This window comes from Nocardioides sp. B-3, from assembly GCF_024703895.1.
Lineage (GTDB): Bacteria > Actinomycetota > Actinomycetes > Propionibacteriales > Nocardioidaceae > Nocardioides.
Genome location: NZ_CP087968.1, coordinates 3,507,268 through 3,529,816 on the forward strand (window position 1 = coordinate 3,507,268; position 22,549 = coordinate 3,529,816).

The following is a 22,549-nucleotide window of genomic DNA, read 5'->3' on the forward strand; positions in this document are numbered from 1 at the left end:
CACGCCGGTCGAGGTCGTGAAGGTCGTCTCCGGGGATGGCGCTGTTGCCGATGTAGCGGCGGGTCGAGGCCACGTCATCGCCGACGGGCGCGAGCAACCAGCGCCCGTTGTCCGGGTTGCCGAGCAGCGCCGCGAAGCAGGCCGGCGAGTCGAAGCGGGGCAGGCAGAGCCAGTCGACGGAACCGTCCCTGCCGATCAGGGCGGCGGTTCCGCGGTCGCCGACGAGCGCGTAGTCCTCGATGGGGAGAGCCATGCCGCCCAACGTAGCTAGGGTTCCCCTCATGACCGTGGAGGCTCTCGTGGCAGCACTGTCCGCGCGTGGACTGACGATCTCGACCGCGGAGTCGCTGACGGGCGGCCAGCTGGCGGCGGCCTTCACCTCCGTGCCCGGGGCCTCCGTGTGCTTCAGGGGGTGGAGTCGTCGCCTATGCCAGCGAGGTCAAGGTCTCGGTGCTCGGCGTCTCACCGAGCGTGATCGAGTCGTACGGCGCCGTGTCGGCCGAGTGCGCGGCGGCGATGGCGTCCGGTGCCCGGTCGCTGATGTCGACCACCCATGCCCTCGCGACCACCGGGGTCGCCGGACCCGGACTCCCGGGAAGGCCACCCGGCCGGGCACGTGTGGGTGGCGTGTGCCGGCCCCGCCGGCGTGGAGACGCGACTGCTGGCGCTCGAGGGGGATCGCGCTGCCGTCCAGTCGGCGAGCTGTCGCGGCGCGCTGTCGGTGCTCGATGGCATGCTCCGCAGGGAAGATTCGGGCCTCGGGTAGCGTTGGCCCCACGAGTCCCCACCCACCCTCTACGAAGGACAAGCGCATGGTGCTCTTTCGTCGGCTTCTCGGCGACGTGCTCCGCAGCGAGCGGATGCAACGCGGCATGACCCTGCGCGAAGTCTCCGCCGAGGCACGGGTGAGCCCGGGGTACATCTCCGAGATCGAGCGCGGCCAGAAGGAAGCGTCATCGGAGCTGCTCGCCTCGTTGTGCGCGGCGATGGACCTGCCGCTGTCCGACGTGCTGCGTGAGGTCTCTGACGCAGTGGCGATCGAGGAGCGCGCCCTCGGGCTGCACAGCGTCGACGCGACGCCCATCGCGGCCGCTCGTCCGGCAGCCGGCGACGTGGTCGCCTCCGCCGCCTGAGTCAGCCGGCCGTCACAGGCTGGCAGCTGGGGCACCAGTAGATCGCGCGCTCGCGGCCGGGCTCGCCGTTCATGGCGACGTGGATCGTCGTGCCGCACCGGCGGCAGGGGGACTTGTCCCGGCGGTAGACCCACGTCCGCATCCGTGAGCGCAGGTCCCCGGTCGTGGACTGGATGGCGCGCACCTTGTTCACCTCCAGCATCTGCTTGGCCCGCCGGACGAGCCTGGGCAGGTCGGCCACGTCGCTGACGGGGCGGCTCGGGTTGATGCCGCTGGTGAAGCAGAGCTCGGCGGCGTACATGTTGCCGATCCCGGCGAGGTTGCGCTGGTCGAGCAGCGCCGCCGTGATCAGAACGGTCGGGGTCGGCGCGCAGCCGGCGCAGCGCCTCGTCCTCGTCCCAGTCTGCCCCCGGGAGGTCAGGGCCGAGGTGGCCGACCACGGTGTGCTCGTCGGTCGTGCCGATCAGCTCGACGACCCCGAGGCTGAAGCCCACAGCCGTCACGTCGCCGGCCTCGAGCAGGACCCGGACCTCTGCGGCCGGTCGCCGCCACTTCTCGCCGAGGCGGTAGACGTGCCACGTGCCCTCCATCTTCAGATGGGTGTGCAGTGTGATGCCGCTGTCGGTGCGGGTGAGCAGGTGCTTGCCGTGGGCGCGGGTCTGCACCACCGTCGACCCGCTCAGGTCGGCGGTGGCGTGCTGCGGGACCCGGAAGTCGGTGCGGGTCAGCACCCGCCCGGACAGGGCCCGGTCGAGGAACTGCGCCGCCCGGAAGACGGTGTCGCCCTCAGGCACGCATCCTCAGCCCCTTGGGAGTGGAGACGAAGCCGGCCGCGTTGAGCGCCTGCCGCAACGGGGTGTCGCCGCCGCCGAGCAGTGCAGTGCCGTCGGCCTTCTCGACGATCAGCTTGCCGAGGGCACCGCGCCGGGTCGCCTCCGCGAGGGCGCCTGCCGCGGTGGTCAGTCTCGCGGTGTCGTCGGACCGGGTCAGGAGCGTGCGGCCGCCGCGTTCGACGTACAGCGTGAGCGCCCCGTGGACGAGGACGACCAGCGCTCCCGCCTTGCGACCCGGCCGGTGCCCGTTGTCGCCGGTGTTGGCGGGCCGGGGAGCGCGGCGCCGTAGGGGTTGGCCGGGTCTGTCGAGGCGAGCGCCGGGGGCAAGCGGCTTGGACTCGTCGGGCTCGGAGAACGTGCGCAGTCGGTCGATGGCGCCGGCCGCGCCGAACTGGGCCGCGCCGAGGCCTTCGACGAAGTAGCCGCGACGGCAGCGTCCGGTGTCCTCGAACGCGGAGAGCACCTTGTAGACGCCGGCGAACCCGCCGACGATCCGCTCCTGCATGACCGCGCCACGCGTGACCACGCCGTGCCGCTCGAGCAGGTGCTCGGCGGTGGCGTGCGCGCGCCGGGTGGCGTCGGGATCGCGTGCCGGCAGGACGCTCCAGCGGCCGGCCGTCTGCGGCGGTCCGGTGCGTGCGGGGATGCGGCCGGTGCGCGGGGGAGCGCGACGTGTCCGGTGGCTGGCGGTGCCGGAGCGGACCAGCGCTCGCAGCGGGGTCAGGGTGTCGTTGGTGACCAGTCCCTCCCACACGAGACCCCACAGTGCCGTCGAGAGGGCTTGGTCATCCGTGGACCCGAGCCGATCGCTGAGCTGGCGGAAGAACCACGCGCCGCCGGGCGCGAGCGCCTCGAGCACGGACTGCTGGAGCTCGTCGAGCTCGCCCCACTGCGGATCGGGCAGCGTCAGGTGCGCCCGGTCGGCGAGGTGCAGGCTGACCCAGCCGTCGCTGCCGGGCAACGGCGCGTGCCCCCGCCCAGATGACCTCGCCGTTGCTGGTCAGCTCGTCGAGGTAGCTGGACTCGTAGTCGCTGACCCTGCTCCCGAGGACCAGTGGCTCGAGTGAGCTCGCCGGCACCGGGCAGCCCGCGAGCTGGTCGATCGCGGCGACGACGCCGTCCACCCCGCGCAGCTTGCCGCCGACCCGTTGCCACGCCGGCAGGAAGCGGGCGAGGGTCTCGTGGGTGACCGGCTCGACCTCCTTGCGCAGCCTCGCCAGCGACCGGCGCCGGAGCTTGCGCAGCACCTCGGCGTCGCACCACCCCGACCCGCTGCCGGCGGGGCGGAACTCGCCCTCGAGCAGCCGCCCTCGCGCCGCCAGTCGCTGCAGCGCCTGCCGAGCCACGGCCTCGCCGATCCCGAGCCTCCCGGCGACGTCGGCGGTGGTGAACGGACCGTGCGCGCGGGCATAGCGGGAGACGAGGTCGCCGATCGGGTCCTCGGTCGGCTCGGTGAAGACATCGGGCGTGCCGTGCGGCACCGGCACACCGAGCCCGTCGCGCAGCCGCGCGATGTCCTCGATCGTGCTCCAGCGCTCCTCGCTCGCGATGCGTACGGCGACCACCCGACGCGCTCGGCGAGGTCGGTCAGCCAGTGCCGACGTCAGCCGCGGCCTCGTCAATGACCCGGGCCGTGACCTCGTCGATCGTCAACGGGCCGAGGATGCGCAGCAGATCGGCCACTGCCTCGGCCGTGCGGGCCCGCCGGTCGGGCGCCAGCCACTGCAGCTCGGCCTCGACCTCGGCCAGCACCTCGGGGTCGAGCAGCTCGCGCAGCTCGGCGCGTCCGAGCAGCTCGGCCAGCAGCCCTTGGTCGAGGCTGAGCGCCGCCGCCCGGCGCTCGGCGATCGGGCTGTCGCCCTCGTAGACGAACTGGGCGACGTACCCGAACAACAGGCTGCGGGCGTAGGGGCTGGGCGTCTGCGTGGAGACGTCGACGACGGTGACCTCGCGCTGGTCGATCCGGCGGAGCAGGGCGGTGAGCGCGGGCAGGTCGTAGACGTCCCGGGAGGCACTCGCGGATGGCCTCGAGCACGATCGGGAAGGACGGGTACTGCGAGGCGACCTCGAGGAGCTGGGCGCTGCGCTGGCGCTGCTGCCACAGCGGGCTGCGGCGGCCGGGGTCGCGGCGGGGGAGCAGCAGGGCGCGGGCGGCACACTCGCGGAAGCGGCTGGCGAACAGGGCCGAGCCGCCGACCTCCCGGGTGACGAGCTGCTCGATCTCGTCGGGCTCGAAGACGATCAGGTCGCCGAGCGGCGGCTCCCGGTCGGTGTCGGGGATGCGGATGACGATGCCGTCGTCCGAGGCCATCGCGGAGCCGTCGACGTCATAGCGCTCGCGCAGCCGGGCGTTGATCGCCAACGCCCGGGGCGCGTGCAGCGGGGTGCCGTAGGGGGAGTGCACGACGAGTCGCCAGTCGCCGAGCTCGTCACGGAACCGCTCGACCACGATCTGGGTGTCGCTCGGCACGACGTTGGTCGCCTCGCGCTGCTCGGTGAGATAGGTGACGAGGTTGGCGGCGGCATAGGCATCGAGTCCGGACTCTGCGACGGTCGACCGGGCGTTGGCCTCGCTCTGCGTGAGCAGGCCCCGGGTGAACGCACCGATCGCCGCACCCAGCTCGGCGGGCCGCCCGAGGGTGTCGCCCTTCCAGAACGGCAGCCGCCCGGGGACACCGGGCGCGGGCGTGACGAGCACCCGGTCGTGGGTGATGTCCTCGATCCGCCAGCTGGTCGCGCCGAGCGCGAAGACGTCGCCGACGCGCGACTCGTAGACCATCTCCTCGTCGAGCTCGCCCACCCGGCTCTGCTTCTCGCCGACCGGGAAGACGCCGAACAGCCCGCGGTCGGGGATGGTGCCGCCGCTGGTGACGGCCGGGCGTTGGGCGCCCGGGCGCCCGGAGATCGTGCCGTTGACGCGATCCCACACGATGCGCGGGCGCAGCTCGGCGAACTCCTCGCTCGGGTAGCGCCCGCTGAGCAGGTCGAGGGTGGCGTCGAAGGCACTGCGGGGGAGGTTTGAGTACGACGCAGCGCGCCGCGTCAGGTCGAAGAACTCGTCGACCGACCAGTCCTCCATCGCGGTCGCCGCCACGACCTGCTGCGCCGGGACGTCGAGCGGGTTGGTCGGCACCCGGAGCTTCTCGATCGTGCCGCTGAGCATCCGCTGCACCGAGACGGCCGTCTGCGCGAGGTCGCCGCGATGCTTCGGGAAGAGCACGCCGCGGCTGACCTCGCCGACCCGGTGCCCGGCCCGGCCCACCCGCTGCAGGGCGCTGGCCACGCTGGGTGGCGACTCGATCTGGATGACGAGGTCCACCGCTCCCATGTCGATGCCGAGCTCGAGGCTGCTCGTTGCGACGACTGCGGGCAGTCGGCCGCGCTTGAGGTCGTCCTCGATGAGCGCGCTGCTCCTTGGAGACCGAGCCGTGGTGGGCCTTGGCGATGACCGTCTCCGCGCCCGAGCTGGCGCCGGACTGGGCCATGATCTGGGCGGGGGCTTGCCCGTCTCCGCCCCGTCGAGACCCGCTCGCTGCGTCGCGATCTCGTTGAGCCGCGCGGTCAGCCGCTCGGCGAGGCGCCGCGAGTTGGCGAACACGATCGTGGACTTGTGCTGCTCGATCAGGTCGACAACGTGCTCCTCGACGTGCGGCCAGATGCTGGTGGACCGTCCGGGATCGCCCGACTCCTCGTCGTACTCCTCGGGCATCGTCATGTCCTCGACGGGCACGACGACCTTGAGGTCCCACTCCTTGCTGGACGGCGGCGCGACGATCTCGACCGGGGCGGTGCCGCCGAGGAAGCGTGCGACCTCCTCGAGGGGGCGCACGGTCGCGCTCAGCCCGATCCGTTGCGCTGGTCTGTCGAGGAGCGCGTCGAGCCGCTCGAGGGTGAGCGCCGGTGCGCGCCCCGCTTGGTGCCGGCAACCGCGTGCACCTCGTCGATGATCACCGTGTCGATGCCGCGCAGGGTCTCGCGGGCCCGGCTCGTGAGGATCAGGAACAGCGACTCGGGGGTGGTGATCAGGATGTCGGGCGGCCGCGTCGACAGCCGGCGCCGATCGGCCGGGCTCGTGTCCCCGGACCGCAGACCGACGGTCACCTCGGGCAACGGCGTCTGGAGCCGGTCGGCCGTGTGGCGGATGCCGGTCAGGGGTGCGCGCAGGTTGCGCTCGACGTCGACGGCGAGCGCCTTGAGCGGGCTGATGTAGAGCACCCGGGTGCGCTCGGTCTTCTCCTCGGGCGGGCCCTCGGTCAGGAGCTTGTCGATCGCGAACAGGAAGGCGCTGAGCGTCTTGCCGCTGCCGGTCGGTGCGACGACGAGCGCATGCTTGCCGTGGGCGATGGCGTCCCACGCACCGGCCCTGGGCCGGAGTCGGCGCCGCGAAGGCGGCCTCGAACCACGTGCGCGTCGGCGCGCTGAAGTGGTCGAGGGCGGGCATGGGCCCAGTCTTGCCTACGGCACCGACATCCGGGTCTGCTGAACGGCGAGCAGGGCGCACAGGGCGGCGAGCGCGGCCAGCAGCGCGGCTGTCGGAACGCTCTCGGACAGCGCCGCGAGCAGCAGTGGGAACCCGAAGCCGATGTAGGCCACGGCGTAGAACCCGGACGAGACGGTGCCGAGCCTCCCCTCGGACGCGAGGCCGGGGGAGGCGGGCCGGGCTGGCGGCCAGCGCGAGACCGCCACCGGCGCCGAGGACCACGGAGGCGGGTACGGCGAGCAGCAGGAGTGGCGAGAAGGAGGCGGCCACCGCGTTGCCCCCGAAGCCGAGCACGCCGCAGCAGGCGGCCACCGGCGCGGTCCGCTCACCCAGCCGACCCTGCAACGGCGCCGCGAGGGCGCCGGCACCGAGCGTGATCCCGGCCGGGAGCCCGGTCAGGGCGACCGGCGCCACCGGGAACCCGATCAGCACCGGGACGCCACCGATGGCGCTGGCGGGAAAGGCGTAGACGCACACCGCGAGGGGGCGACCACGAGCAGGAACTTGCGCAGCTCGCCGTCCCGGAACGCATGCGGCGCCAACACGTGCCCGTCCCCGTCGACCCGGTCCAGCGTCTCGGCGACGGTCCACGCCACCACCACGGCCAGCGCCAGCGACGACGTGCAAGAGGTAGGGGAGCACCAGCGGCCACGGGCCCCACTCGCCGATCAGGCCGGCGATGGCGGGACCGATCCCGAACCCGCCGGTCATCGTCACCGCGGCCACGCGCGGGCCGGACGGGCTTCCTCGCCGTACGGCGGACTCGACCAGCCACGCGCTGCCGACGCTGAAGACCGTGCCCGACACGGCGCCCTGCGCGAATCGTGCGAGGTAGAGCAACGCCTCGCTGTCCCGGGCGACGATGAAGAAGAGGGACGCGACCCCCGAGGCGAGGGCCGCAGGCAGCACCACCCGCCGACGTCCCCACCTGTCCGCGGCCTGTCCGGCGAACGCCGGGGCCAGCATCAGTCCCAGCGCGTAGACGCCGAAGATCGCCGTCAACGACTGGTCCGACATCGACAGCTCGTCGCGGTAGACCAGCAGCAACGGCGTGGGGACGTTGGTGCCCGCGGCCGCGGCGAGGAGCAGCAACCCCGGGCGGCGGTCCGGCGGCATCGTCACCCGGCGCACACTGCCACAGCGCACGGATCTCCGTTGACCGGCTCCGGAGCGTAATCAGTCGATGACCGCGTCCAGCTCGACCTCGACCAGCCACCGGTCGTCGAGGAGGGCGGCGACGACCACCATCGTCGAGGCAGGGAGGATCGCACCGAACACCTCCCCGTGAACGGCGCCGACTGCATCGGCGTGCTCGGCGGCCACGAGGTACTGCCGGGTGCGGATGACGTCCTCGGGCGTGCCGCCGAGATGGGCCAGCGCCTCCCGGGGCGATCTCCCAGCACCGACGCGCCTGCACGGCCGGGTCAGGGTCCACGTGACCGTCGGGCCACACGGGGGCCGTACCACTCACGGCGATGGTGTGACCGAGGCGGACGCCGCGTCGGAAACCGATCGCCTCCTCGTACGGCGACCCGGAGGTGACGTGAGATCGGTCCATGTCTCGAGGGTAATCCGCTGCGGACCTACGGTCGGCAGTTCACGGCTGCGGCGTCCCGATGCCCGCTCAAGTGCCGCTCGACGAGATCGAACTGCCGACGTCAGCAATGGGAGATCGCGCTGAATTGGCTCCCGGGAGGAATCCCTGCGGATCCTTCTCGTTCGAGACAGCGCCGCGTTCGAGGGCGACCGCGACCTCGAACCCGGCGACCTCGAGGGCGTCGCTCACCTGCGCGAGCGATCGGTGGTGACGGACGATCGAGACGTCGTAGCCGAGCGCTCGGTAGCCGTTGCCCACTTCGCGTGGTCCGTTGCCGACCCGGGAACGCGAGCAGCACATGACCGCCGGGCCGCACGACGCGCGCCGCCTCGGTCAGGATGCGGGGCAGTAGGGCGTCGGGGGAGTGGATGACGGAGTACCAGTAGAGGGCGGCGTCGACCGACGCATCGCCGTACGGCAGGTCGACGATCGAGCCGACCGCGAACGCCGGGTCAGGGTGGTCGCGCCGGGCGACGGCGACCATGCCCGGCGAGAGGTCGAGACCGGTGACGCGGCAACCGCGATCGGCGAGGTAGCGGCTGATCCGGCCGGTTCCACACCCGGCGTCGAGGACGCTCGGAGCCGGGCCGAGGCGGGCGACGAAGTGGTCGATCATCGCGAGGTCGAGGGGGTCCTCGGGCTCGGTGGTGGGGAAGTGCGCCGCGTAGTCGGCGGCGACAGTGTCGTAGGTCGCGACGGTCTGTGTGAAGTCCCCGATCTCCATGTGCCGAGTGTCGCACCGGTGAATCCGCTCGGCGGCTGTCGGTGCCGTGACCTAAGGTCGCGAACGTGACTGAATCCATGATCCGGGCGCGGGGGCTGCGCAAGTCGTTCGGTGAGTTCGAGGCCGTGAAGGGCATCGACGTCGACGTACGACGAGGTGAGGCCTTCGGCTTCCCGGGGCCCAACGGAGCGGGCAAGTCGAGCACGATGCGGATGATCGCCACGGTCAGTCCCGTGAGCGGCGGCTCGCTGGAGATCCCGGGCATGGACCCGGCCACGGACGGGCCGGCGATCCGCGGGCGTCTCGGTGTCTGTCCGCAGGAGGACACGCTCGACAACGAGCTCAACGTCTTCGACAACCTCTACATCTATGCCCGCTACTTCGGCATCGACAAGGCCACCTGCCGGGAGCGGTCCGAGGAGCTGCTGGAGTTCGTGCAGCTCACCGAGAAGCGCAAGTCCAAGGTCGAGGACCTCTCCGGTGGCATGAAGCGGCGGCTGACCATCGCCCGCAGCCTCGTCAACAAGCCCGACCTGCTGCTCCTCGACGAGCCGACCACCGGTCTCGACCCGCAGGCCCGACACGTCCTGTGGGACCAGCTGTTCCGGCTCAAGCAGGCCGGCGTGACGCTGGTGATCACGACGCACTACATGGACGAGGCCGAGCAGATGTGCGACCGGCTGGTCGTCATGGACAAGGGCCTGATCGCGGCCGAGGGATCACCGCGTCAGCTGATCGAACAGCACTCGACGCGCGAGGTGGCCGAGCTGCGGTTCGGGATCGCCGACGAGTCCAACCCGCACGAGCTGATCGCCCACAAGCTCGAGGACTCGGGCCGGCTCGAGGTGCTGCCCGACCGGATCCCGGGTCTACAGCCCCGACGGCGAGGAGGTCATCGCCAAGGTGCACGAGCGCGGGCTCCAGCCGATCGCCGTGCTCGTACGCCGCAGCACCCTCGAGGACGTCTTCCTCAAGCTCACCGGCCGGACGCTGGTGGACTGATGAGCCTCTCGTTGGCGACCGGCACGCTGCGCCAGACCGACTACTGGTGGACGGTCTTCAAGCGCACCCGGAAGGGCGGTGCGATCGGCTCGTTCGTGTCGCCCCTGTTCTACGTCGTGGCGATGGGCGTCCTGCTCGGCGGCTTCATCGAGGGCGACCCGTCGCGGCTGGACGGCGCGACGTCCTACCTCGCCTTCATCGTGCCCGGACTGGTCGCGACGCACGCGATGCAGATCGCGGTCGGGGAGACGACCTACCCGGTCATGGGCGCCATCAAGTGGCACAAGACCTACTACTCGATGATCGCGACGCCCCTCGAGCCGCGGCACCTCGTCGCGGCCAACCTGCTGTTCGTGCTGTTCCGCCTCGCCACGGCGTGCGGCGTCTTCATGCTGGTGCTCGCGCCGTTCGGTGTCTTCGAGTCCCGGTGGGGGCCGTTCCCGGCCTACGGCGCACAGCTGCTGGTGGGCATGGCGTTCGCGATGCTCGTCTTCGGCTTCACCACCCGGATGAACAACCCCGAGGGATTCGGCGTGCTGTTCCGCCTCGGAGTCGTCCCGTTGACGCTCTTCTCGGGAGCGTTCTTCCCGGTCGCCAACCTCGGCCCGGTGATGGAGGTGCTGGCCAAGGTCACGCCGTTGTGGCACGGCGTCAACCTCAGCCGGATGTTCTGCCTCGACACCGTCGACTGGTCCACGGCGTTGGTCAACGTCGCCGTGCTCGTCGTGGTGATGGCGTTCGGGTGGCGCTGGTCGGTGACCGGACTCCAGAAGCGGTTGGTCGACTGATGAGCTCCGTCCAGCCGCTGCGCCCGGCCCAAGAGCCCTCGGGGTCCTCGTCCATCGCAACTACGTCGTCTACCGCCGGGCGTGGAAGCTCTTCCTCACCGGCTTCCTCGAGCCGGTGTTCTACCTGTTCTCCATCGGCATCGGCGTCGGCCAGCTGATCGAAGGCTTCGAGGTCAACGGGCAGTCGATCCCCTACGCCGAGTTCGTGGCGCCCGGGATGCTTGCCGTCAGCGCCTTCAACGGCGCGCTGCTCGACTCGACGTACAACGTCTTCTTCAAGCTCAAGTACGACAAGCTCTACGACCAGATGCTCGCCACCCCGCTGACCACCAGCGACATCGCCCGCGGCGAGATCGCTCCGGGGCCAGCTCCGCGGTGCGTCCTACTCCGCGGCGTTCCTGCTGGTGATGTGGGCGATGGGGATGCTGCACTCGTGGACCGCGGTCCCGGCGCTGCCGGCCGCGCTGCTGATCGGCTTCGCGTTCAGTGCCGTGTGCATGGCCCTGACGACCCGGATGACCAGCTGGCAGGACTTCGACAAGATCACCCTGATCCAGATGCCGCTCTTCCTGTTCTCGGCCACGTTCTTCCCCATCACGGCGTACGACGGGTGGTTGCGGTGGGTGGTCGAGGCGACCCCGCTCTACCGCGGCGTCGTGCTGTGCCGCGAGCTGACGCTCGGCCGGGTCGGCTGGGAGAGCCCGGTCTCAGTGGTCTACCTCGTGGCGATGGGCCTGATCGGCCTCGCGATCGTGCGGCGCCGGCTCGACAAGCTGCTGCTCACCTGAGATCGGCGCCGAACACCGCGGCCAACGCGCCGATCGCCGCCCTCATCTCGGGATCACTGCGTATTGCGCGGAGATCCCGGCGACAGCCAGCACCGCTCCTACGGCAAGCAGTCGGCGGCGCCATCTGCCGGTGAAGACCAGCGACAGGAAGAGGCAGGCGAGACCGAGCAGCCACAGGTCGTGCCACCCAGCCAGAGCGCTGGAGACAAACTGTCGACCCCAGTAGTCCCGGAACTCACCCGGCGAGGAGAGCAGCCACTCGGCCGGCAGGGTGAGGGGGTCCGTGTTCTCGTGTGCAACCCGGACGTTCACCGGCTGCACCTGCACGATCGAGAAGGGCACGATCGCCGGCGCCCGGAACATCCAGTAGACGAACATGGGCGGAAACCAACCGGCGAAGAGGACCAACCCCGCCGTGACCCGGGACGCGAATCGTCGCCCGGCCGCAGCCCCAGTGGCGATCGCAAGCACCGCCAGCGCAACGTGTTGGAGCAGCTCTCCCACCGAGAACCGAGCGTGCAGGGTCCGGCCGGGTTCGTCGCCGAGATCCAGCCCGCCGACGCCTGCGACGTAGCCGGCCACTCCGACCGTCATGAGGCCGACGATGGCGACCAGCACGAGCGCGCCGAGCAGGCTGCCGGCCGCACGCGTGGACGATTCGGTCGGTGCCTCGATGCCGACCGGGTGGCGTTCGCGATGGAAGGCCTCGGCGACCATCAGGGCGATTGTCAGGATCAGCGGGAACATGACCACCGGTCCGGAGGAGTACTCAGCGCCGTTCCAGTCGCCGTCGAGATTCGAGGAGCGGAGGACCTCTGCACCCAGCAGGGCCGAGGCCGGGATGCTGATGGGGAGCAGCGGGCGGCGAAGCAGGCGACGCGCTTCGGTGCCGGCCGGGGCTCGCACGACGTCTCGTTGCGTGGTCGTTCTTGGTGCGACCAATCGCGAGCCTGTCTTGGGGCTCATGGCCGCCTCCCGAGCCCGATGGCCACGAGCGCGACTGCGCTCACTGCGAGCGGGTCGGTGTACCACCAGCCGGTGATGCCGTCGACGGCGACTCCGAGCACGCTGCCGAGCACCGGGTCGAGGAACACCCACGTCACAGGCAGTGCAGCCATCTCCGACCGTCCGGGCAGGAGGGCGGTCACGGCGACGAGCGCGGCGGTCGCCGGTGTCGCCACCAGCACGACCCGCAGAAGGCCTCGGGCAAGTGCGGACACCGGCGTTGGTGCCGGGAGTCGCTCCGCGGGGTCGTGCGTGGCATCGAGTGCAACGGCCGAGAGCGTCGCCACGGCCAGCATCCCCGGGGACGTGGGTCGTCCATCGATCAGACGGCTGATGCCGGCGACCGGGAGCAGGGCCGTCGTGACGACCACCAAGGGACCCCACGCCACTGCGCGTGCCGTGGGCGGCACGGAGAGCGCGAGAGCCGGCCAGCTCAACGCCGCCCTCGCGACACGAGGAGGTAGCCGTCATCGAGTGTCGGCTCCCGGGACCGGGGCGCCTGACGGAGGTTCGCCCGGTGCCTGTGCGCCCCGGTCGCCGTCATCCAGCTGAGCGCGGCGGCGGGGTCGGGGGCGCTCCGACTCCCAGACGCGTCCGCGCGCGACCTCGCACAGGTCGGCGGGGGTGCCCCGGAAGCGGATGATCCCCTCCCGCATGACCGGGACCTGCTGGCACAGCGCGGCGACCTCACCGGTGTTGTGGGTGGAGAGGACCACGCCTCCGCGTTGGGCACTTCGGGCCGGGAGCGACCGCAGCTGCAGCCGCTGTTCGGGATCCAGTCCGGTTGCCGGCTCGTCAAGCACGAGGAGCGCCGGGTCGCCGAGGAGCGCGGTGGCGAGCGCCACGCGCTGGTGCATGCCACCCGACAGCGTGCGGATCTTGCGGTGCATCAGGTCCCGGAGGCCCACCGCTTCCCGGGACGCGGGTGGCCTCGACGTACCGCCGACGCCGATCGGTGTGCTCCTTGAGCACCGCGACGTAGTCGATCAGCTCGAGCGGCGTGAAGGCCGGATAGAGCCGGGGACTCTGCGGCAAGAAACCCAGCTGTCGGCGGACAAGCACCCGCTCGCGGGCCAGACGGGGGTCGAAGCCCAGAAGTCGCAGCTCTCCGGAGTCGGGCGCCGGGACTGTCGCGAGCAACCGCAGCAGGGTCGTCTTGCCGGCGCCGTTGGGACCCGGGACGCCGATCACGCCGCCCGACAGGTCGAGGGTGACATACCCGACCGCGGTCGTCCGGCCGAAGCGCTTGACGAGCTTGTGCGTCTCGATCACGGCCTCGGTCAGCACGGGACGTTCGACGAGTGTCATGTCGTCCTCCGGTAGGTGACGCGGTCCCTACGGACCACGGCTGCCAGCAGCGAGAGCGAGGCGATGGCGAGCATGAGCAGCTGGACGTCGGGCGCCGCAATCCAGTCGGCAGCCAGCGACACCGGCATCTGCCGGGTCGCCCGGGGGAGTGACGCGACGATCGGCCAGCACACGCCGAGCACACCGGCAACGAGCGTCGGATCGATTCTCGTCGTCCCGGCCGGGAGCACGACGGACGACAGCGCCAGCCCCGGGAGCAACCGGGCGAAGGCGACTCCGGCAGGCAGGCGCAGGAGGTAGGCCGCCGGGACCCCGAAGGGGGCGGCGGCAAGCCCGACCAGCAAGGCCCGGCCGGCGACAGTCCGTAGCCCTGCCATGGGCGTCGAAAGCGCCAGCTCTCCGGCCGGGTCGGACGACGTGCGATAGGCGGTGGCAACAGCCGCGATCGGCGCGAGCGGAGCCATGGCCAGCAGGAGCGTCGGCACCGCGGATCCGGTGATGAGTACTGGGAGCAGGGGAACCAAGAACACCAGCGCAATGGCCACCAGCCAAGCAGTCAGCAACGGCCGCGTCCGAGAGCGTGATCCGGGGCAGCGCGGTGGTCCGTGGCACGTCGATCAGCTCCGTCAGCTGCGTCCACCGGCGGGCAGTGTCGGCGGAGACCGTCGTTCCGCCGATGGATGCCGAGTCGTGCTGACACCGGGCGCAGGCCAGCAGATGGGCCTCGACTGACGCAGTGACGGCGGGGTCGGCGGCGCCGTCCTGATAGGTCTCGAGGTCCTCGCCGGTTGCGTGCCGGTGTTCACAACAGTGCCTCCCTCAGCTCGAGACGGGCTCGACTCATCCGGCTCTTCACGGTGCCGCTCGGGATGCCGAGCAGGGTTGCCGCCTCGCGAGTGGTCAGCCCGTCGAGGACGGTGGCCCGGACGACGGCTCGCAGCTCGGGGGAGAGACGCTCGAACGCGACGCCCACGTTGCTGTACTGCACGCGGGCGAGCACCTCCTCCTCGGCCGACAGGACCGCCGGAGTGCGCAGGTTGACGAGCCGCTCGAAGACGTTCTTGCGCGGCCTCAGCCGGTGCAGCAACGAGCGGATCGCGATGCCCCAGAGCCGGGCCCCAACCTCGCCCTCGCCCCGCCAGTGCGCGTCTCGCCACACGGCGAGGAAGGTGTCGGAGACTGCTTCGTCCACGATCGACGAGTCGCCGCATCGGTGCGCGAGGCGTGCGGCGAGCCGGGGTTCGTGCCGCACGAACAGCTCGTGCAGCGCGCCGCGGTCCCGCTCGCGGACGCCGCCCACCAACTCGGCGTCACTCGCCGACGCCCAGTCGCTGATCGTCTCCATGCCCTGCACATCCCTCTGTGCCCCCGACCCGGCGTGATGGTTCACCATGATCCGCTTCTGCCGTCGCTCCGCGTGGCTGGTCTGGACCGGTCGAACCGTTTGGAGGCCTGCGCGGCACAGCCGGTGAGGCCCCGCCCGGGACCAGCTTGGAGAGGAACCATGAAGACATCGATGCTCGGGGCCTTGGTCGGAGCCGGCGTGCTCGTGGCCGTGCCGGCGATCGCCGTGGCGGAACGTGTGCTGGTCGACCACGGCCGGGGACCCACCGCGGTGCACGACGCCGCCTACAGCGACGTCACGACGCAGGTGCACTCTCGGGCTGCCAGTGGTGGCACGGACGTACGCCTGATGGTGCGCGGCCTGCCGGCGAACCGGTCCTTCGGCGCCCACGTCCACGTCGCGCCCTGCGGCACCGACGCGCTCGCCTCAGGTGGCCACTACCAGCACGGCGCCGCGGTGACGCTGGCCGAGCGCGAGGTGTGGCTCGACTTCACGACCAACGCCGACGGTGAGGGCGTGGGCACGACGCACATCCCTTGGCTGATCGCCGCCGGCACCGCCGGCTCCGTGGTCATCCACGCCAACCCGACCAACACCACGACCGGGGCAGCCGGCGCCAGGTTGGTGTGCACGACGGTGCCGTTCGGTCAGTGACTCAAAGTCGCTCCTGCATCCGGGTGACGTCGATCCAGCGGTCGTGCTTGTGCCCGACCTCGCGCATCGTGCCGACCTCCTCGAACCCGAGGGACCTGTGCAGCGCGAGGCTCGCGGGGTTGGGCATCCGGCGGGGCGGATCAGCATGGCGCCATCGTGGCGCACCGTGGCAGGAACCCGTTCGCATCACTCGCCGTGCGGCTGGGAAGATGGCTTCATGCCTCAGCCGATTGCCCCTGACACCAAGGACTGGACTCGGGTCCTCGAGCAGCCGTGCGCGGAGTGCGGCTTCGATCCGTCAGCCCAGACGCTGGCTGACCTGCCGGGACTGATCCACGACACCGCGATGGCGTTCTCGCAGGTGGTGCGCCGACCCGACGTGCGCGAGCGCCCGGCTCCGAAGGTCTGGTCGCCGCTGGAGTACGCCTGCCACGTCCGCGACGTGCACCGGCTCTTCGCCGAGCGCGTGGAGCTGATGCTGCGCGAGGACGAGCCGACCTTCGCCAACTGGGACCAGGGACGAGACGGCGATCGCGTCGAAGTACTCCGAGCAGGACCCGCTCGAGGTCGACGTCGATCTGATCGAGGCCGCCGGTCACGTCGCCGGGCTCTACTCCACGGTCACCGTCGACACCGCGGGTCGCCGCGGGTTCCGCTCCAACGGCAGCGCCTTCACGGTCGAGACGCTCGGGCTCTACCACCTGCACGACGTGGTCCACCACGTCCACGACGTCGGCGTATGAGCACGAGCGACACCGTCCGCGCCTACGACCTCGATGCGGCCGCCTATGCCGCCAACGGCGCGAGCATGCCCGACTCCGTCCGCCGTGACCTCGAGGCGTTCGCCGAGCGCCTCGGCGCCGGCGCGCGGGTGCTGGAGATCGGCAGTGGCGGCGGGCGTGACGCGCGGCTGTTGGAGGAGCACGGGTTGCGCGTGCGCCGTACCGACATCACGCCCGGCTTCGTCGCCCTGCTGCGCGCCGAAGGACACGACGCCGACCTGCTCGACCCGCTCACGGACGACCTGTCAACGCCCGAGGGCCCGTACGCCGCCGTGTGGGCCAACGCCTCGTTGTTGCACGTCGCCCGGGCCGATCTGCCCGTCGTGCTCGCCCGACTGGCCGCGGTCGTCCGACCCGACGGACTGCTCCGGATCTCCGTCAAGGCGGGCGACGGGGAGGGCTGGTCCACGCACGGCTCGATCGGCAACCCGCGGCACTTCACCTACTGGCGTGCCGACCCGCTGCGCAACGTCGTCGCCGGGGCCGGCTGGCGCGACGTCGAGATCACCCACGAGCCGGGCACGAAGAACGCCGAGTCGTGGCTCGAGGTCTCGGCGGTGCGGGCATGAGGCACACGGAGTTCTGGGACCGGCTCGATCACGTGCTCGGTCGGGCGTCGTCGCGGACCCGGGCCGAGCTGTTCGTCATCGGCGAGCTCGGCAGCCGGACCGCGGTCGAGGCGCTCGACGCGGGCGTGGCTCCCAAGCAGGTGTGGGCCGCCGTGTGGCGCGTGCTCGAGCTGCCCGAGACGCAGCGCTGACGCACGACGAGGCGATCCTTACGGAACGGTGACGGGAGATTGCGCGCCGTTCCCACGGGGGTGCCCGCTGGCTAGCGTGACCGGATGAGCACTTCGAGGGTCCGCTGGGCAGCACTCGTGGCCATGGTCGTCGTCGCGGCCGTGGCATTGTGGGCGTTCGAGCCCCGGCGGCTCGCGACGAGCAGCACGATCGAAGAGTCGGCCCCGGCGAGCCGAGAGACCACCCCCGCGACGCAGGCAGCGACGCCGACGCCCACGGACACGGTCCCGGCGACCGGCAAGTTCGAAGACGCCGAGCACGCAACCTCCGGTCGGGTGCGGCTGATCGAGCTCGCCGACGGCCGCCGGTTCGTGCGCCTCGAGGGGCTGTCGAGCTCCGACGGGCCCGACCTGCACGTCTGGCTCAGCGACCGGCCCAGTGGCGGTGACTGGGGTTCCTACGACGACGGCCGCCACGTCGCGCTCGGCGACCTGAAGGCCACCCACGGCAACCAGAACTACGCGATCCCAGCGGACGTCGACCTCGATGGGCTCACGTCCGTCGTCATCTGGTGCGACCGCTTCAACGTCGCCTTCGGCACCGCGCCGGTCGCCGCATGAGGGCCCGCGCCGAGGTCGGTGTCATCGGCGGCAGCGGCTTCTACTCCCTGTTCGCCGACGCCGAGCGGATCGACGTCTCCACGCCGTACGGCGAACCGTCGGCGCCGCTCACGATCGGCACGCTTGCCGGGCGGAGCGTGGCGTTCCTGCCGCGGCACGGCGAGCACCACGAGCACCCACCGCACGCCATCAACTACCGCGCCAACCTGTGGGCGCTGCGCAGCGTCGGTGTGCGACAGGTCCCGGCTCCCTGCGCCGTCGGCAGCCTCCGACCCGACCTCGGTCCGGGCAGCATCGTGGTGCCCGACCAGCTCGTCGACCGCACGTCTGGCCGGACGCAGACCTACGTCTCGACGGGGGCGGTCCATGTGCCCTTCGCCGATCCCTATTGCGCGAGCTTGGCGGTCACCCTCGCGCAGGCCGATCCGGCACTCGTCAGCGGCGGCACGATGGTCGTGGTCGAGGGACCGCGCTTCTCCACCGGGGCCGAGTCGGTGCACTACGCCGCGCAGGGCTGGGACCTCGTCAACATGACCGGGCACCCGGAGGCGGTGCTCGCCCGAGAGCTGCGGATGTGCCTCTCCGCCATCGCGCTGGTCACCGACCTCGACGCCGGGCTCGAGGCGGGAGCCGGGGTGTCGCAGCAGGAGGTGTTCGAGATGTTCGCCGCCAACCTCGACCGGCTCCGCGACCTGCTGGGCGCCGCCGTGCCGGCGCTGCCCGCCGCCGACGGCTGCGTGTGCTCCGCGTGGGCCGACGGTATCGACCTGACCTACGACGTCCCGTGAGGGTGCTGCTGACCGGCTCGGCCGGCTTCATCGGCGGCGCCATCGCCCGCCGGCTCGCGACCGACGGACACGAGGTCGTCGGGGTCGACCTGATGCTGTCGCAGGCCCACGGCGCGGTGGAGGCGCCTCCCGGCACGCAGCGGCTGGACGTGCGCGACGCCCCCCGACTGGGTCGACCTGCTCCGCGGCATCGACGTCGTCTGCCACCGGGCCGCGATGGTGGGAGCCGGCACGGACGCGGCCGACCTGCCGACGTACGCCATGCACAACGACCTCGGGACGGCCGCGCTCCTCGCTGCGATGCACAGCGCGGGGGTGCGACGCCTAGTCCCGGCCAGCTCGATGGTCGTGTACGGCGAGGGGCGCTACGCGTGCTCCGAGCACGGGCGCCGAGCCCCACCGCCGAGACGTGAGGACGACCTCCGCGCGGGGTCGTTCGAGAACCGGTGCGCCGTCTGCGGCAGCGATCTCTCGTGGCGGCCGGTCCCCGAGGACGCGCCGCTGGACCCGCGCAGCAGCTATGCGGCCAGCAAGGTCGCGCAGGAGCACTACGCGTCCGCGTGGGCCCGGCAGGCGGGCGGTCGCGTGGTGGCGCTGAGGTATCACAACGTCTACGGCCCCGGGATGCCGCGCGACACCCCCTATTCCGGTGTTGCGGCGATGTTCCGCTCGTCGCTCGAGCGCGGCGAGCCGCCGCAGGTCTACGAGGACGGTGGCCAGCTGCGCGACTTCGTGCACGTCGACGACGTGGCCCGCGCCAACGCGCTGGCGCTCGGCGCGACCGGTGACGGGCCGGCGAGCCTCGTGGCCTACAACGTCTGCTCCGGCACGCCCGTCACGATCGGCGAGGTCGCCGGGCTCGTTGCTCGCGGATCCGGCTCGGAGCTGGTGCCCGACGTCACCGGCGGCTATCGCCCGGGCGACGTCCGGCACGTCGTGGCGTCTCCCTTGCGCGCGCTCCACGAGCTGGGATTCCGGGCATCGATCAGCCCCGAGGTCGGGTTGCCGCAGTTCGCGACCGCGCCGTTGCGTGCCTGATGTCGCGACCGTCAGTGCTATTGGCGGTTGATCTGGTGTCGGCAGCCGGTGCCTCTGCGGTGGTTGGTGGGGGTGACGTCGGTGGTGCCGGCACGGTCGCGGAGGAATTGTTGTCCGTGGGGGTCGGACCAGAGCCGGTGCCTGTCTCGAGGGGGTGTAGCGCCACCCGGCGTGGGTCTTGAGCTGGTGGTGGTGCCGGCACAGTGGGGCGATGTTGCAGTCGCACGACGCGCCACCGGCGGTGGGGTCGTGGTGGTTGAACGGGACGATGTGGTCGTGGTCGCAGGCCCGGGCGGGTTTGGTGCACCGGGGAACACGCAGGTGCGGGCGATCAGGTCGGCGCGGAGGAGGGTGCGGGTCTTGATCTGGTGCACGGACGTCTGGTCGTGGCCGGCGAGGTCGAGCACCGGCTGGACGGTGAGGTGGGTGTCGGTGCGTGAGCACCAGTCCCGGACGAGCTGGTCGAGCACGGCCCGGTCGCGGGTGGTGTTGCAGGGCCACGGGGTCGAGGCCGACGAGGTTGGCGTCGGTGATGTGCAGCACCAGCTCGGTCTTCTTGCTCGGTGTCGGTGCGTCGTCGCCGGTCAGGAGGGCGTGGGCGGCGGCGGGGTCGGCGAGGATCCCGATCGCGCGGGCACGGCGGACGTCGAGCGACTCCGGCGGCAGACCGAGTCGTTCGTTCTGGGTGGCGAGGGCGGCCGCGACCCGGGACACGGTGACGTCGAAGTCGTAGAGGTCTTTCCAGTCACCGCGGATGGCCATGTCGGCGATCCCGGTGTGGTTGATCGAGGCCTCGTCGAGGCGCACGAACCGCCGGTCGAGGGCTTCGAGCTGTTCGGCCTCGCGTTGCTCGGGGTAGAGCCGCAGCATCGCCTCGTCGATCTTCTTCTCCGGGGCGGTGAGTCCGATCTTGTGCGCGATCGGTGCGACCCGGACGTCGATGTCGTCGGACACGTCGCGGGGGCGACCCGAGATCGAGCGGGCGATCATCCGCGCCCGGGACGGGTCGACCTCACCGGTCAGGACCCGGTCCCACAACAAGGGCAGCCGGTGCCGCACGACCAAGGCGTCGCGGATCAGGAACGACGCGGCGTTGGTGGTGCGACCGATCGCGGCACCGAACGCGGCCGGGGCGTCCCACCGCACCGGAGGGATGAACGGGTCGTCGAACCCGTCCGGGTCACCGACACAACCGTTGGCGCAGCCGCCACCGAAGTCCTCACCCGGCATGCCCTCGGTGGGGCAGCCGTGGATGCACCCGCCGCTGCGTTTCGTGGTGTCCGGGTCGGGGTGCGCATCGGCCCACTCGGCCGCCAGCACGAACACCCGCGTCTGCGCCGACCGCAGGGTTGCGGTGGTCTCCCGGAGCTCCGCGATCATCGTGGTGGGAGTGACGGTGGCCATGGGCCAATCCTATTTCGAACACCTGTTCGAGTCAAGAGTTCGCGGCACCTTTTCGTTGTCCCCGGAGGAGGTCGTGGGACCGGTGTGGCGCGCCTCGGTGGAGGCGTGTGCCCGGGTACTGCTCGGGGCGGCCGAACCCCGCAGATGGGCCGCTTTCCTTCTCGAGTTGACCCGCTGGAATACCCCCACCGGGCCTCACTTGCCAGATTCCAGCAAAGTCAGGCGCTTGTCGCCGGCAGAAGTGCACCCGTCGCGGCAGATCTGGTCGTTCGGGGTTCAGCTGGCAGTGCGCACCTTAGAGTTCGAATCGTGGATGAGGGTGAAGTCAGTGGGTGGTTCGAGGAGTACCTGTCCGCCTTCGCGGAGTCCGGTCGAGGGGAGCGTCAGCCCGCCGACATTGTGGGCTTCTACTCCGCCCCGCTTCTCGTGACGACTGACGACCCGGTGGTCTGGCTCCACACGTCCGACGAGGTTGTTTCCCGGCTGAAGACCCGGGTGGAGCGCATGCTTGCGGCGTAGTACGACCACAGCAAGACGCTGTCCAGTGACACCACGATCTTGAACCACAACACAGCAATTCATCGGGTGGCGTTCTCCCCGACGTAGTGCGGACGGGGAAGAGATCAACGAACTGACAGTCACGTATGTCGTCACTGGTGGGACTAATGGCTTCCGCATCTGTGCATTGGTCCTACACGCAGCCTGATGCCCGCGCGCGTGAGCGCTCATCGGCAGGACTGCGCGGATCGCGCGGCTGCGAGGTGGCGACGCTCAGCCGTGCAGGCTGGGACGGTAGACCAACTCCCCGGGTTCTCCCGTCGAGCGTGCGGCTCTCGATCAGGTCGAGGTCGAAGTCGGCGGCGCCCTGAAAGATCGGGTCGCGGCCGGTCCGCCCGGTAATGACGGGGAAGACCGTCACCTGCACGCGGTCGACCGGGCCTGCGGCCATCAGCGCTCGGTTCATCGACAGGCTGCCGTGGGAGCGCAGCGGCACGTCGGACTCCTCCTTGAGCCGCGCGACCACATCCACGGCGTCGCCGCTCACGACAGTCGCATCGCGCCAGTCGAGAGGCTCTTCCAGCGTCGACGACACCACCGTTGCCGGGAGGCTGGTCATCCGGGTGACCCACGGGTCGCGAACATCGGAGTCAGCGGTGCTCGACGCCAGCATCCCCACGAACGCCCGGAAGGTGTTCGCCCCGAAGACCATCCGCTGCTCCGCGGCGTACAGGGAAAGGCGATGGTCGAGCAGCTCGGGGCCCTGCTTGCCCCAGTAGCCGGTCCAGTCACCGCTGGCGGCGCCGAAGCCGTCGAGGCTGGTGAACACGTCGAAGGTGTAGGTGGCGGTCATCTCGCGCTCCGTTCCTCGGCGAGCCGCCGGTGCGACCCGCTCATGCACACTCCACGAACGAGGTGGCCGGGATCCGACACCTCGCTCGCAGGAACTTCTGTGGCAGGTTTGTCGTATCGGCGAGACGCCGTTCGTGGTGGGAGTGGAGGCGGTCGACGGGACCGCCCGA

Annotated in this window: 28 protein-coding genes and 7 pseudogenes; 14 read left to right on the plus strand and 21 right to left on the minus strand. The window is 71.1% G+C overall.

The features are described from left to right. Window positions 1-100: 100 nt before the first annotated feature. Window positions 101-283: pseudogene (locus LP418_RS23240) on the minus strand (trehalase-like domain-containing protein); the annotation flags it as partial. Between LP418_RS23240 and LP418_RS23245 the strand changes: the two are divergent. The 3 genes and pseudogenes from LP418_RS23245 to LP418_RS23260 all read left to right on the plus strand — a co-directional run. Continuing rightward, a pseudogene (locus LP418_RS23245) lies at window positions 282-353 on the plus strand (hypothetical protein); the annotation flags it as partial. The pseudogenes LP418_RS23240 and LP418_RS23245 sit on opposite strands and share 2 nt — an antisense overlap. A gap of 97 nt (window positions 354-450) precedes the next feature. Next, window positions 451-876, plus strand: a complete 426-nt coding sequence (locus LP418_RS34365) for a CinA family protein (RefSeq protein WP_442940309.1) — start codon at window positions 451-453, stop codon at window positions 874-876. Continuing rightward, window positions 813-1,133, plus strand: coding sequence for a helix-turn-helix domain-containing protein (locus LP418_RS23260; protein WP_257957161.1), 321 nt, complete (start codon window positions 813-815; stop codon window positions 1,131-1,133). Before LP418_RS34365 ends, LP418_RS23260 begins: the two co-directional genes overlap by 64 nt. 1 nt (window position 1,134) lies before the next feature. On the opposite strand, the gene LP418_RS31395 is transcribed toward LP418_RS23260, so the two are convergent. From LP418_RS31395 to LP418_RS23300, 10 genes and pseudogenes are all read right to left on the minus strand, one after another. Next, a complete protein-coding gene (locus tag LP418_RS31395; RefSeq protein ID WP_336275792.1) occupies window positions 1,135-1,434 on the minus strand; it encodes a hypothetical protein in 300 nt (99 codons plus the stop codon). Window positions 1,435-1,705: 271 nt separating this feature from the next. Further along, window positions 1,706-1,927 (minus strand): annotated as a pseudogene (locus tag LP418_RS31400) (DNA-formamidopyrimidine glycosylase family protein); the annotation flags it as partial. Beyond that, on the minus strand, window positions 1,920-2,825 hold the full coding sequence (locus LP418_RS34370; protein ID WP_442940310.1) for an Lhr family helicase: 906 nt from the start codon (window positions 2,823-2,825) through the stop codon (window positions 1,920-1,922). The pseudogene LP418_RS31400 and the gene LP418_RS34370, both read right to left, overlap by 8 nt. Then, window positions 2,752-3,588, minus strand: coding sequence for a DNA glycosylase AlkZ-like family protein (locus LP418_RS23270; protein WP_257953863.1), 837 nt, complete (start codon window positions 3,586-3,588; stop codon window positions 2,752-2,754). The genes LP418_RS34370 and LP418_RS23270 overlap by 74 nt, the downstream gene beginning before the upstream one ends. Further along, window positions 3,554-4,123 (minus strand): hypothetical protein, encoded by a 570-nt coding sequence (locus tag LP418_RS34375; protein ID WP_442940311.1) that lies wholly within the window; start codon window positions 4,121-4,123, stop codon window positions 3,554-3,556. The genes LP418_RS23270 and LP418_RS34375 overlap by 35 nt, the downstream gene beginning before the upstream one ends. Further along, window positions 4,023-5,681, minus strand: a pseudogene (locus LP418_RS23280) (helicase-related protein); the annotation flags it as partial. The pseudogene LP418_RS23280 and the gene LP418_RS34375, both read right to left, overlap by 101 nt. Window positions 5,682-5,803: 122 nt before the next feature. Beyond that, window positions 5,804-6,415: a DEAD/DEAH box helicase gene (locus LP418_RS23285; protein WP_336276124.1), complete on the minus strand. Its 612-nt coding sequence runs from the start codon at window positions 6,413-6,415 to the stop codon at window positions 5,804-5,806. Between the two features lie 223 nt (window positions 6,416-6,638). Then, window positions 6,639-7,562, minus strand: a pseudogene (locus LP418_RS23290) (MFS transporter); the annotation flags it as partial. Window positions 7,563-7,622: 60 nt separating this feature from the next. Beyond that, window positions 7,623-7,913, minus strand: a complete 291-nt coding sequence (locus tag LP418_RS23295) for a Rid family hydrolase (RefSeq protein WP_257953864.1) — start codon at window positions 7,911-7,913, stop codon at window positions 7,623-7,625. Window positions 7,914-8,104: 191 nt separating this feature from the next. Continuing rightward, a complete protein-coding gene (locus LP418_RS23300) occupies window positions 8,105-8,767 on the minus strand; it encodes a class I SAM-dependent methyltransferase (RefSeq protein WP_257953865.1) in 663 nt (220 codons plus the stop codon). 65 nt (window positions 8,768-8,832) lie between these two features. Here LP418_RS23300 and LP418_RS34380 point away from each other — a divergent pair, with 65 nt between their 5' ends. From LP418_RS34380 to LP418_RS23315, 3 genes are all read left to right on the plus strand, one after another. Beyond that, entirely contained in the window at window positions 8,833-10,557 is a 1,725-nt protein-coding gene (locus LP418_RS34380) for an ABC transporter ATP-binding protein/permease (protein WP_257953866.1), read from the plus strand. An 81-nt stretch (window positions 10,558-10,638) separates the two neighbouring features. Continuing rightward, a complete protein-coding gene (locus tag LP418_RS23310; protein ID WP_257953867.1) occupies window positions 10,639-10,965 on the plus strand; it encodes a hypothetical protein in 327 nt (108 codons plus the stop codon). Beyond that, entirely contained in the window at window positions 10,965-11,345 is a 381-nt protein-coding gene (locus LP418_RS23315) for an ABC transporter permease (RefSeq protein WP_257953868.1), read from the plus strand. Before LP418_RS23310 ends, LP418_RS23315 begins: the two co-directional genes overlap by 1 nt. Window positions 11,346-11,387: 42 nt before the next feature. Here the strand turns inward: LP418_RS23315 and LP418_RS23320 are convergent, their stop codons facing one another. From LP418_RS23320 to LP418_RS23345, 7 genes and pseudogenes are all read right to left on the minus strand, one after another. Beyond that, on the minus strand, window positions 11,388-12,311 hold the full coding sequence (locus tag LP418_RS23320; RefSeq protein WP_257953869.1) for a hypothetical protein: 924 nt from the start codon (window positions 12,309-12,311) through the stop codon (window positions 11,388-11,390). Beyond that, window positions 12,308-12,787 (minus strand): hypothetical protein, encoded by a 480-nt coding sequence (locus LP418_RS23325; RefSeq protein WP_257953870.1) that lies wholly within the window; start codon window positions 12,785-12,787, stop codon window positions 12,308-12,310. Before LP418_RS23325 ends, LP418_RS23320 begins: the two co-directional genes overlap by 4 nt. Before the next feature lie 30 nt (window positions 12,788-12,817). After that, window positions 12,818-13,240: an ATP-binding cassette domain-containing protein gene (locus LP418_RS23330; RefSeq protein WP_442939989.1), complete on the minus strand. Its 423-nt coding sequence runs from the start codon at window positions 13,238-13,240 to the stop codon at window positions 12,818-12,820. After that, complete coding sequence (locus tag LP418_RS23335; RefSeq protein WP_257953872.1) at window positions 13,146-13,658, minus strand: ATP-binding cassette domain-containing protein; 513 nt, start codon at window positions 13,656-13,658, stop codon at window positions 13,146-13,148. Before LP418_RS23335 ends, LP418_RS23330 begins: the two co-directional genes overlap by 95 nt. Next, window positions 13,655-14,203: a hypothetical protein gene (locus LP418_RS23340; protein ID WP_257953873.1), complete on the minus strand. Its 549-nt coding sequence runs from the start codon at window positions 14,201-14,203 to the stop codon at window positions 13,655-13,657. The genes LP418_RS23335 and LP418_RS23340 overlap by 4 nt, the downstream gene beginning before the upstream one ends. 160 nt (window positions 14,204-14,363) lie before the next feature. Beyond that, window positions 14,364-14,423, minus strand: a pseudogene (locus LP418_RS34385) (hypothetical protein); the annotation flags it as partial. Window positions 14,424-14,460: 37 nt separating this feature from the next. After that, window positions 14,461-15,003 (minus strand): RNA polymerase sigma factor, encoded by a 543-nt coding sequence (locus LP418_RS23345; protein WP_257953874.1) that lies wholly within the window; start codon window positions 15,001-15,003, stop codon window positions 14,461-14,463. A 171-nt stretch (window positions 15,004-15,174) separates the two neighbouring features. On the opposite strand from LP418_RS23345, the gene LP418_RS23350 reads away from it, so the two are divergent. Further along, window positions 15,175-15,657: a superoxide dismutase family protein gene (locus LP418_RS23350; RefSeq protein WP_257953875.1), complete on the plus strand. Its 483-nt coding sequence runs from the start codon at window positions 15,175-15,177 to the stop codon at window positions 15,655-15,657. Between the two features lies 1 nt (window position 15,658). On the opposite strand, the gene LP418_RS23355 is transcribed toward LP418_RS23350, so the two are convergent. After that, window positions 15,659-15,784 (minus strand): GNAT family N-acetyltransferase, encoded by a 126-nt coding sequence (locus tag LP418_RS23355; protein WP_257953876.1) that lies wholly within the window; start codon window positions 15,782-15,784, stop codon window positions 15,659-15,661. A 90-nt stretch (window positions 15,785-15,874) separates the two neighbouring features. On the opposite strand from LP418_RS23355, the gene LP418_RS23360 reads away from it, so the two are divergent. The 6 genes and pseudogenes from LP418_RS23360 (at window position 15,875) to LP418_RS23385 (ending at window position 19,625) form a co-directional block, all read left to right on the plus strand. Then, window positions 15,875-17,008, plus strand: coding sequence for a class I SAM-dependent methyltransferase (locus LP418_RS23360; RefSeq protein WP_257953877.1), 1,134 nt, complete (start codon window positions 15,875-15,877; stop codon window positions 17,006-17,008). Further along, window positions 17,005-17,199, plus strand: a complete 195-nt coding sequence (locus tag LP418_RS23365; RefSeq protein ID WP_257953878.1) for a DUF3046 domain-containing protein — start codon at window positions 17,005-17,007, stop codon at window positions 17,197-17,199. Before LP418_RS23360 ends, LP418_RS23365 begins: the two co-directional genes overlap by 4 nt. A gap of 84 nt (window positions 17,200-17,283) precedes the next feature. Then, the gene (locus LP418_RS23370; protein ID WP_257953879.1) at window positions 17,284-17,799 is read left to right on the plus strand and encodes a DM13 domain-containing protein; all 516 of its coding nucleotides are present in this window, start codon (window positions 17,284-17,286) and stop codon (window positions 17,797-17,799) included. Continuing rightward, window positions 17,796-18,587 (plus strand): S-methyl-5'-thioadenosine phosphorylase, encoded by a 792-nt coding sequence (locus tag LP418_RS23375; protein ID WP_257953880.1) that lies wholly within the window; start codon window positions 17,796-17,798, stop codon window positions 18,585-18,587. Before LP418_RS23370 ends, LP418_RS23375 begins: the two co-directional genes overlap by 4 nt. A gap of 2 nt (window positions 18,588-18,589) precedes the next feature. Continuing rightward, a pseudogene (locus LP418_RS23380) lies at window positions 18,590-18,691 on the plus strand (NAD-dependent epimerase/dehydratase family protein); the annotation flags it as partial. A gap of 112 nt (window positions 18,692-18,803) precedes the next feature. Continuing rightward, complete coding sequence (locus LP418_RS23385) at window positions 18,804-19,625, plus strand: NAD-dependent epimerase/dehydratase family protein (protein WP_257953881.1); 822 nt, start codon at window positions 18,804-18,806, stop codon at window positions 19,623-19,625. A gap of 17 nt (window positions 19,626-19,642) precedes the next feature. On the opposite strand, the gene LP418_RS23390 is transcribed toward LP418_RS23385, so the two are convergent. Further along, window positions 19,643-20,095 carry a hypothetical protein gene (locus LP418_RS23390; protein ID WP_257953882.1) on the minus strand — a complete coding sequence of 151 codons (453 nt, stop codon included), beginning with the start codon at window positions 20,093-20,095 and terminating at the stop codon, window positions 19,643-19,645. A 16-nt stretch (window positions 20,096-20,111) separates the two neighbouring features. On the opposite strand from LP418_RS23390, the gene LP418_RS23395 reads away from it, so the two are divergent. After that, window positions 20,112-21,548, plus strand: coding sequence for a DUF6841 family protein (locus LP418_RS23395; protein ID WP_257953883.1), 1,437 nt, complete (start codon window positions 20,112-20,114; stop codon window positions 21,546-21,548). A gap of 172 nt (window positions 21,549-21,720) precedes the next feature. On the opposite strand, the gene LP418_RS23400 is transcribed toward LP418_RS23395, so the two are convergent. Then, window positions 21,721-22,380, minus strand: coding sequence for a dihydrofolate reductase family protein (locus LP418_RS23400; protein WP_257953884.1), 660 nt, complete (start codon window positions 22,378-22,380; stop codon window positions 21,721-21,723). Between the last annotated feature and the right edge of the window lie 169 nt (window positions 22,381-22,549).

Excerpts from the sequence above, each read along its gene's own strand:
- LP418_RS23260 (WP_257957161.1), top strand. The coding sequence starts at position 813 with ATGGTGCTCTTTCGTCGGCTTCTCGGCGACGTGCTCCGCAGCGAGCGG.
- LP418_RS31395 (WP_336275792.1), bottom strand. The coding sequence starts at position 1,434 with ATGTACGCCGCCGAGCTCTGCTTCACCAGCGGCATCAACCCGAGCCGC.
- LP418_RS23300 (WP_257953865.1), bottom strand. The coding sequence starts at position 8,767 with ATGGAGATCGGGGACTTCACACAGACCGTCGCGACCTACGACACTGTC.
- LP418_RS23315 (WP_257953868.1), top strand. The coding sequence starts at position 10,965 with ATGTGGGCGATGGGGATGCTGCACTCGTGGACCGCGGTCCCGGCGCTG.
- LP418_RS23320 (WP_257953869.1), bottom strand. The coding sequence starts at position 12,311 with ATGAGCCCCAAGACAGGCTCGCGATTGGTCGCACCAAGAACGACCACG.
- LP418_RS23330 (WP_442939989.1), bottom strand. The coding sequence starts at position 13,240 with ATGCACCGCAAGATCCGCACGCTGTCGGGTGGCATGCACCAGCGCGTG.
- LP418_RS23335 (WP_257953872.1), bottom strand. The coding sequence starts at position 13,658 with ATGACACTCGTCGAACGTCCCGTGCTGACCGAGGCCGTGATCGAGACG.
- LP418_RS23345 (WP_257953874.1), bottom strand. The coding sequence starts at position 15,003 with ATGGAGACGATCAGCGACTGGGCGTCGGCGAGTGACGCCGAGTTGGTG.
- LP418_RS23350 (WP_257953875.1), top strand. The coding sequence starts at position 15,175 with ATGCTCGGGGCCTTGGTCGGAGCCGGCGTGCTCGTGGCCGTGCCGGCG.
- LP418_RS23355 (WP_257953876.1), bottom strand. The coding sequence starts at position 15,784 with ATGCCCAACCCCGCGAGCCTCGCGCTGCACAGGTCCCTCGGGTTCGAG.
- LP418_RS23360 (WP_257953877.1), top strand. The coding sequence starts at position 15,875 with ATGCCTCAGCCGATTGCCCCTGACACCAAGGACTGGACTCGGGTCCTC.
- LP418_RS23365 (WP_257953878.1), top strand. The coding sequence starts at position 17,005 with ATGAGGCACACGGAGTTCTGGGACCGGCTCGATCACGTGCTCGGTCGG.
- LP418_RS23370 (WP_257953879.1), top strand. The coding sequence starts at position 17,284 with ATGAGCACTTCGAGGGTCCGCTGGGCAGCACTCGTGGCCATGGTCGTC.
- LP418_RS23375 (WP_257953880.1), top strand. The coding sequence starts at position 17,796 with ATGAGGGCCCGCGCCGAGGTCGGTGTCATCGGCGGCAGCGGCTTCTAC.
- LP418_RS23385 (WP_257953881.1), top strand. The coding sequence starts at position 18,804 with ATGGTGGGAGCCGGCACGGACGCGGCCGACCTGCCGACGTACGCCATG.
- LP418_RS23400 (WP_257953884.1), bottom strand. The coding sequence starts at position 22,380 with ATGACCGCCACCTACACCTTCGACGTGTTCACCAGCCTCGACGGCTTC.